Origin of the sequence: Streptomyces bicolor (genome assembly GCF_000719285.1) — a bacterium.
Taxonomy (GTDB): Bacteria; Actinomycetota; Actinomycetes; order Streptomycetales; family Streptomycetaceae; genus Streptomyces; species Streptomyces bicolor.
Window position 1 is genome coordinate 22,663 of record NZ_JOFS01000057.1, and the last position, 7,662, is coordinate 30,324.

At 69.7% G+C, this 7,662-nt stretch carries 8 protein-coding genes; all 8 read left to right on the forward strand.

The genetic code is table 11. The annotated features are described in order from the left end of the window. Positions 1-3: 3 nt before the first annotated feature. Entirely contained in the window at positions 4-1,701 is a 1,698-nt protein-coding gene (locus IF78_RS0140625) for a nitrite/sulfite reductase (RefSeq protein WP_031487673.1), read from the forward strand. Between the two features lie 31 nt (positions 1,702-1,732). Then, positions 1,733-1,921, forward strand: a complete 189-nt coding sequence (locus IF78_RS0140630) for a hypothetical protein (protein WP_031487674.1) — start codon at positions 1,733-1,735, stop codon at positions 1,919-1,921. Continuing rightward, positions 1,918-2,628, forward strand: a complete 711-nt coding sequence (locus IF78_RS0140635) for a phosphoadenylyl-sulfate reductase (RefSeq protein WP_031487675.1) — start codon at positions 1,918-1,920, stop codon at positions 2,626-2,628. The genes IF78_RS0140630 and IF78_RS0140635 overlap by 4 nt, the downstream gene beginning before the upstream one ends. Before the next feature lie 35 nt (positions 2,629-2,663). Continuing rightward, positions 2,664-3,200, forward strand: a complete 537-nt coding sequence (cysC, locus tag IF78_RS0140640; protein ID WP_037642557.1) for an adenylyl-sulfate kinase — start codon at positions 2,664-2,666, stop codon at positions 3,198-3,200. Continuing rightward, a complete protein-coding gene (cysD, locus tag IF78_RS0140645) occupies positions 3,197-4,135 on the forward strand; it encodes a sulfate adenylyltransferase subunit CysD (RefSeq protein WP_031487677.1) in 939 nt (312 codons plus the stop codon). Before cysC ends, cysD begins: the two co-directional genes overlap by 4 nt. A gap of 2 nt (positions 4,136-4,137) precedes the next feature. Then, complete coding sequence (locus IF78_RS0140650) at positions 4,138-5,472, forward strand: sulfate adenylyltransferase subunit 1 (RefSeq protein WP_031487678.1); 1,335 nt, start codon at positions 4,138-4,140, stop codon at positions 5,470-5,472. Positions 5,473-5,680: 208 nt separating this feature from the next. Further along, entirely contained in the window at positions 5,681-6,784 is a 1,104-nt protein-coding gene (locus tag IF78_RS0140655) for an aliphatic sulfonate ABC transporter substrate-binding protein (RefSeq protein WP_031487680.1), read from the forward strand. A 41-nt stretch (positions 6,785-6,825) separates the two neighbouring features. Then, on the forward strand, positions 6,826-7,614 hold the full coding sequence (locus IF78_RS0140660; protein WP_031487681.1) for an ABC transporter ATP-binding protein: 789 nt from the start codon (positions 6,826-6,828) through the stop codon (positions 7,612-7,614). The last annotated feature ends 48 nt before the right edge of the window (positions 7,615-7,662 follow it).

Consider the following 7,662-nt stretch of genomic DNA (forward strand, 5'->3'; position numbering starts at 1 on the left):
ACCATGGCCGCCACCCCGCAGAAACCTGCCGCCGCGACTCCCCGCCGCAAGGTGAGCCGTCACCGCGGTGAGGGTCAGTGGGCCGCGGGGCACTTCACCCCGCTCAACGGCAACGAGCAGTTCAAGAAGGACGACGACGGTCTCAATGTGCGGACACGCATTGAGACGATCTACTCCAAGCGCGGCTTCGACTCCATCGACCCGAACGATCTGCGTGGCCGTATGCGCTGGTGGGGGCTGTACACCCAGCGCAAGCCCGGGATCGACGGCGGCAAGACCGCGATCCTGGAGCCGGAGGAGCTGGACGACTCCTACTTCATGCTGCGGGTGCGGATCGACGGCGGCCGGCTGACCACGCAGCAGCTGCGCGTCATCGGCGAGATCTCGCAGGAGTTCGCGCGCGGCACCGCGGACATCACCGACCGGCAGAACGTCCAGTACCACTGGATCCGGATCGAGGACGTGCCCGAGATCTGGAACCGCCTGGAGGCCGTCGGCCTGTCCACCACCGAGGCCTGCGGTGACACGCCCCGTGTCGTCATCGGCTCGCCGGTCGCCGGGATCGCCGCGGACGAGATCATCGACGGCAGCCCGGCCATCGACGAGATCCAGCGCCGGATCATCGGCAACAAGGCGTTCTCCAACCTGCCCCGCAAATTCAAGTCCGCGATCTCGGGCTCGCCGCTGCTGGACGTGGCGCACGAGATCAACGACGTCGCCTTCGTCGGCGTGAACCACCCCGAGCACGGCCCCGGCTTCGACCTGTGGGTCGGCGGCGGCCTGTCCACCAATCCCAAGATCGGCGTCCGGCTCGGCACCTGGGTGCCGCTGGACGAGGTCCCGGACGTCTACGAGGGCGTCATCTCGATCTTCCGCGACTACGGCTACCGGCGCCTTCGTACCCGTGCCCGTCTGAAGTTCCTGGTCGCCGACTGGGGCGCGGAGAAGTTCCGCCAGGTGCTGGAGGACGAGTACCTCAAGCGCAAGCTGGTCGACGGCCCCGCGCCGGCCCAGCCCGTGGAGCGCTGGCGGGACCACGTCGGTGTGCACCGGCAGAAGGACGGCCGTTTCTACGTCGGCTTCGCACCGCGAGTCGGCCGCGTCGACGGCGCGACCCTGACGAAGATCGCCGAGCTGGCCGAAGCGCACGGCTCCGGGCGGGTCCGTACCACGGTCGAGCAGAAGATGATCATCCTCGATGTCGAGGAGGCACAGGTCGAGTCGCTGGCCGAGGCCCTGGAGGCCCTGGACCTGACCACCAAGCCCTCCCCCTTCCGGCGCGGCACCATGGCCTGCACCGGCATCGAGTACTGCAAGCTCGCCATCGTCGAGACCAAGGCCCGCGGCTCCCAGCTGATCGACGAGCTGGAGCGCCGGATCCCGGACTTCGACGAGCCGATCACCATCAACATCAACGGCTGCCCGAACGCCTGCGCCCGTATCCAGGTCGCGGACATCGGCCTCAAGGGCCAGCTGGTCCTCAACGACCAGGGCGAGCAGGTCGAGGGCTTCCAGGTGCACCTGGGCGGCGCGCTCGGCCTGGAGGCCGGTTTCGGCCGCAAGGTGCGTGGCCTGAAGGTCACCTCCGAGGAGCTGCCCGACTACGTCGAGCGCGTGCTGAAGCGGTTCCAGGACGAGCGCGAGGACGGCGAGCGGTTCGCCACCTGGGCCGCGCGCGCCTCCGAGGAGGCACTGTCGTGAGCGTCAGCGAACGACAGCGAAAGGAGGGGCCATGAGCGAGCGGGCCGCCCCCTTCTACTGCCCGTACTGCGGCGACGAGGACCTCCGGCCCAGTGAGGCCTTGGAGGGCAGCCACGGCGCGTGGGAATGCGCGGCGTGCAACCGCGCATTCCAGTTGAAGTTCCTCGGGCTGCTCGCCCGGGGTCTTCAGCACAACGACGCAGGGGGAGACGAGATATGACCGCGATTCAGGAAGAGCGCACGACCGAGGATCTCAAGGCGCTCGCCGAGCAGGCGGGCCGTGATCTGGAGGACGCCTCCGCGCTGGAGATCCTCCAGTGGGCGGTCGCCACCTTCGGCAAGCGCTTCTGCGTGACCTCGTCGATGGAGGACGCGGTGGTCGCCCACCTCGCCTCCCGCGCCATGCCCGGCGTGGACGTCGTGTTCCTCGACACCGGCTACCACTTCGAGGAGACCATCGGCACCCGCGACGCGGTCGAGGCCGTGATGGACGTCAACGTCATCACCCTCACCCCGCGCCAGACGGTCGCCGAGCAGGACGCGCAGTACGGCCCCAAGCTGCACGACCGCGACCCCGACCTGTGCTGCAGGCTGCGCAAGGTCGAGCCGCTGGAGCGCGGGCTCAAGGGCTACGTGGCCTGGGCGACGGGCCTGCGCCGCGACGAGTCCCCGACCCGGTCCAACACCCCGGTCGTCGGCTGGGACGAGAAGCGGCAGAAGGTGAAGATCTCCCCGATCGCCCGCTGGACCCAGGACGACGTGGACGCGTACGTCGCCGAGCACGGCGTCCTGACGAACCCTCTCCTGATGGACGGCTACGCGTCCGTCGGCTGCGCTCCCTGCACCCGCCGCGTCCTGGAGGGCGAGGACGCACGCGCCGGGCGCTGGGCGGGACGTGCCAAGACCGAGTGCGGGCTGCACGGCTGACCATGACCGATTCTTCTGCGAACCTGGAGAACCACGTGACGAGCGGAGCCACCGTCTGGCTCACGGGTCTGCCGAGCGCCGGCAAGACCACCATCGCCTACGAGCTGGCCGGCCGGCTGCGCGAGGAGGGCCACCGCGTCGAGGTGCTCGACGGCGACGAGATCCGCGAGTTCATCTCGGCGGGCCTCGGCTTCAGCCGCGAGGACCGGCACACCAACGTGCAGCGCATCGGCTTCCTCGCCGAACTGCTCGCCCGAAACGGCGTCAAGGCGCTCGTCCCCGTGATCGCGCCCTACGCCGACAGCCGGGACGCGGTGCGCAAGCGCCACCAGGAGAGCGGGGCGCCGTACCTGGAGATCCACGTGGCCACTCCGGTCGAGGTGTGCTCCGTACGCGATGTGAAGGGTCTGTACGCCAAGCAGGCCGCGGGCGAGCTGACGGGTCTGACCGGGGTCGACGACCCGTACGAGACACCCGAGTCGCCCGATCTGCGCATCGAGTCCCAGAACCAGACCGTGCAGGAGTCCGCGGCGTCCGTGTACGCCCTGCTCAGCGAAAGGGGTTTGGCATGACGGCGACCGTCGCCACAGTGGAGGAGGGTACGGACTCCCCGTACGCCCTCTCGCACCTGGACGCGCTGGAGTCCGAGGCGGTGCACATCTTCCGTGAGGTGGCGGGTGAGTTCGAGCGGCCGGTGATCCTGTTCTCCGGCGGCAAGGACTCCATCGTCATGCTGCACCTCGCCCTGAAGGCGTTCGCCCCGGCGGCGATCCCCTTCTCGCTGCTGCACGTCGACACCGGGCACAACTTCCCCGAGGTCATCGAGTACCGGGACCGCACGGTCGAGAAGCACAGCCTGCGGCTGCACGTCGCGTCGGTGCAGGACTACATCGACCGCGGGGTGCTCAAGGAGCGCCCGGACGGCACCCGTAACCCGCTGCAGACCGTGCCGCTGACCGAGAAGATCCAGAGCGAGAAGTTCGACGCGGTCTTCGGCGGTGGACGCCGGGACGAGGAGAAGGCGCGCGCCAAGGAGCGGGTCTTCTCGCTGCGCGACGAGTTCTCGCAGTGGGACCCGCGCCGGCAGCGGCCCGAGCTGTGGAACCTGTACAACGGCCGCCACGCGCCCGGCGAGCACGTCCGCGTGTTCCCGCTGTCCAACTGGACCGAACTGGACGTCTGGCAGTACATCGCCCGTGAGGGCATCGAGCTGCCGGAGATCTACTTCGCGCACGAGCGCGAGGTGTTCAAGCGCGGCGGCATGTGGCTGACCGCCGGCGAGTGGGGCGGGCCAAAGGACGGCGAGACGGTCGAGAAGCGGCTCGTGCGCTACCGGACCGTGGGCGACATGTCCTGCACCGGTGCCGTCGACTCGGACGCCGAGACGCTGGAGCAGGTCATCACCGAGATCGCCGCCTCCCGGCTCACCGAGCGCGGCGCCACCCGCGCCGACGACAAGCTCTCCGAGGCCGCGATGGAAGACCGTAAGCGCGAGGGGTACTTCTAAGCATGAGCACGACGACGACCGAGGAGCTCTCGGCCACCACCCTGCTGCGGTTCGCCACCGCGGGCTCCGTCGACGACGGCAAGTCCACCCTCGTCGGCCGGCTGCTGCACGACTCCAAGTCGATCCTCACCGACCAGTTGGAGGCCGTGGAGCGCGCCTCGGCCTCACGCGGGCAGGACGCCCCCGACCTCGCGCTGCTCACCGACGGTCTGCGCGCCGAGCGGGAGCAGGGCATCACGATCGACGTGGCGTACCGTTACTTCGCCACGCCCCGGCGCCGGTTCATCCTGGCCGACACTCCGGGCCATGTGCAGTACACCCGCAACATGGTCACCGGCGCGTCGACGGCCGAGCTGACGGTGATCCTGGTCGACGCCCGCAACGGCGTCGTGGAGCAGACCCGCCGGCACGCCGCGATCGCCGCGCTGCTGCGTGTCCCCCACGTGGTGCTGGCGGTGAACAAGATGGACCTGGTCGACTACCAGGAGTCCGTCTTCGCGGCGATCGCCGAGGAGTTCACGGCGTACGCCACCGAGCTGGGCGTCCCCGAGGTCACCGCGATCCCGATCTCGGCGCTCGCCGGGGACAACGTCGTGGAGCCGTCCGCGACCATGGACTGGTACGGCGGCCCGACCGTCCTGGAGCACCTGGAGACGGTCCCGGTCAGCCACGACCTGCGGCACTGCCACGCGCGCCTCCCCGTGCAGTACGTGATCCGGCCGCAGACCGCCGAGCACCCGGACTACCGGGGCTACGCCGGTCAGATCGCCGCCGGTTCCTTCCGCGTCGGCGAGTCGGTGACCGTGCTGCCGTCGGGCCGCACGTCGAAGATCTCCGGCATCGATCTGCTGGGCGAGCCGGTCGACATCGCGTGGACCACCCAGTCGGTGACCGTCCTGCTGGAGGACGACATCGACATCTCGCGCGGCGATCTGATCGTGCCGACCAAGGACGCGCCCGCGACCACGCAGGACATCGAGGCCACGGTCTGCCATGTCGCCGACCAGCCGCTGACCGTCAACCACCGTGTGCTGCTCAAGCACGGCACCCGCACGGTCAAGGCGATCGTCAAGGACATCCCGTCCCGGCTCACGCTCGACGACCTGTCCCTGCACCCGCACCCGGGACAGCTCGTCGCCAACGACATCGGCCGGGTGAAGATCCGTACCGCCGAGCCGCTGCCGGTCGACTCCTACGCCGACTCGCGCCGCACCGGCTCCTTCATCCTGATCGACCCCAGCGACGGCACCACGCTCACCGCGGGCATGGTCGGCGAGTCGTTCGCCTCGCCTGAGCCGGTCAAGGACGAGGCCGAGGACGACGGGTGGGACTTCTGAGATGAGGGTCCTCGACTACTACTCCACGTTCGCGAAGGAGGGCGGTCGCGTCGGCAGCGGCGCCCTTGGCAGCGGGCAGGGCGGAGTGTCGCGATGTGTGCGCTGACCCGCGTGCACCACATGCGCGCCGTTCCGCACGAACCTGCCGATTCCCCGGCCACGACCTGACACGGGCGTGAGCGCCGGGCCACCGAGAGGAACACCTCCCGTGCCTGCCACCCCCGCCCTGCGACGGACGTTCGCCGTCCTGGCCGCGCTGCCGCTGCTGGCCCTCGCGGCCTGCGGCTACGGCTCGCAGGCCAAGGAGAACACCGAGCAGGCCATCGCGGGCGCGGCCAAGGTGGACGGCCTGGACTCGGTGCGGATCGGCTACTTCGGGAACCTCACCCACGCCACCGCGCTGGTCGGCCGGCACGAGGGGCTGTTCCAGAAGGAGCTGGGCGGGACGACGGCGGAGTACGCCACGTTCAACGCCGGCCCCTCGGAGATCGAGGCGCTGAACTCCGGCTCCCTCGACATCGGCTGGATCGGGCCCTCCCCCGCCGTCAACGGCTACATCAAGTCGAACGGCACGAACCTGCGGATCATCTCCGGTTCGGCGTCCGGGGGCGTGAAGCTCGTCGTCGACCCCGAGAAGATCAAGTCCCTGAAGGACGTCAAGGGCAAGAAGATCGCCACGCCGCAGCTCGGCAACACCCAGGACGTGGCGTTCCTCAACTGGATCTCCGAGCAGGGCTGGCAGGTCGACGCGGAGAGCGGCCAGGGCGACGTCTCGGTCGTCCGCACCGACAACAAGGTGATGCCGGACGCCTACAGGTCGGGCTCGATCGACGGCGCCTGGGTACCCGAGCCGACCGCGTCCAAGCTGGTCGCCGAAGGCGCGAAGGTGATGCTGGACGAGGCCGACCTGTGGCCGGACAAGAAGTTCGTGATCACGAACGTCGTCGTGTCGCAGAGCTTCCTGGAGAAGCACCCGCGGGCCGTGGAGGCCGTGCTGCGCGCCTCGGTGAAGACCAACAAGTGGATCAACGAGAACCCGGAGCGCGCCAAGGCCGCGGCGAACGCCCGGTTGGCGGCCGACACCGGCAAGGCGCTGCCGGCCGATGTGCTCGACCCGGCGTGGCAGTCGATCCGGGTCACCGACGACCCCCTGGCGGCCACGCTCGGCACCGAGGCCGAGCACGCGGTCAAGGCGGGGCTGCTGGAGAAGCCCGATCTGACCGGCATCTACGACCTGACCCCGCTGAACAAGGTCCTCAAGGCCGAGGGCGAAGCCGAGGTCGACGACGCCGGTCTCGGCGTGAAGTCGTGAGCAAGGCACTGATCCCGATGAGTTCCCAGGAGGTGACGACCATGGCAACCGCCCTCGCCAAGGCCGCGGACACGGACGCGTCCGTGGAGCACGCCGCGCGCATCGAGCACGTCTCGAAGTCCTTCGCCGGCCCGGCCGGGCAGCAACTCGTCCTCGACGACATCACGCTCGATGTCGCTCCGGGCGAGTTCGTCACCCTCCTCGGGGCGTCCGGCTGCGGCAAGTCGACGCTGCTGAACCTGGTGGCAGGGCTGGACAGGCCCAGCGCGGGCAGCATCACGACCGACGGCCGCCCGGCGCTGATGTTCCAGGAGCACGCCCTCTTCCCGTGGCTGACCGCGGGCAAGAACATCGAACTCGCCCTGAAGCTCAGGGGTGTACCGAAGGCGGAGCGGCGCGACCGCGCGGAGGAACTCCTCGAACTCGTCCGGCTGAAGGGCGCGTACGGCAAGCGGGTGCACGAGCTGTCGGGCGGTATGCGCCAGCGCGTCGCCCTGGCACGGGCGCTCGCCCAGGACAGCAAGCTGCTGCTGATGGACGAGCCGTTCGCCGCGCTGGACGCCATCACGCGGGACGTCCTGCACGACGAACTGACCCGCATCTGGCGCGAGACGCAGCTGTCCGTCCTGTTCGTCACGCACAACGTGCGCGAGGCGGTGCGGCTGGCCCAGCGCGTCGTCCTGCTGTCCTCCCGCCCGGGCCGGGTCGCGCGGCAGTGGACGGTCGGCATCCCGCAGCCGCGCCGCATCGAGGACGCCGATGTGGCGGAGCTGTCCCGGGAGATCACCGAAGAACTGCGTGGGGAGATCCGCCGCCATGGCCAGCACTGACACGACACCCGCCAAGGACGGCAACGACCTCGCCGGACTCGAAGCCGG